The organism is Paraburkholderia phymatum (assembly GCF_040965635.1).
GTDB classification, from domain to species: Bacteria; Pseudomonadota; Gammaproteobacteria; order Burkholderiales; family Burkholderiaceae; genus Paraburkholderia; species Paraburkholderia phymatum_B.
The window spans coordinates 1-373 of the sequence record NZ_JBFRCH010000128.1 but is presented as its reverse complement, the minus strand read 5'-3'; the positions used below and the strand labels follow the sequence as shown (position 1 = coordinate 373).

Genomic DNA, 373 nt, shown 5'->3' with positions numbered 1-373 from the left:
TGCGGCACTTCCGTCAGCGTCAGCGACACCTGACCGTTCGAATACGGAACCGTCGTGGTATTGCCATAGCCATCGATCTTCGTCACGTTGCCCGACGTACCCGGATTGTCGACCTGCAGCGAATAGCCCGTCGAATACGTCTGGCTGTACGTGCCATTGCTCGTCGGCCACTGGCTGTTGTTGTGCGCCCATGCGGCCGTCACGATCTTGCCGTCGCCGAGCTGCTGGAACGCATACGCGAACGTACCACCCGGCGTGCCCTTGACGCGGCCCAGCGTGTTCGTGCCGTCGAGCGCGCGGGTCATCGTTGCGAAGGCCATCGCTTCAGGCTTCGGCGACAGATTCGACGCACCGAATGCACCCTGCGCGTTGT

At 62.7% G+C, this 373-nt stretch carries 1 pseudogene; it reads right to left on the bottom strand.

Annotated features, from left to right (window positions below):
- Positions 1–373, bottom strand: a pseudogene (locus tag AB4Y32_RS40490) (hypothetical protein); the annotation flags it as partial.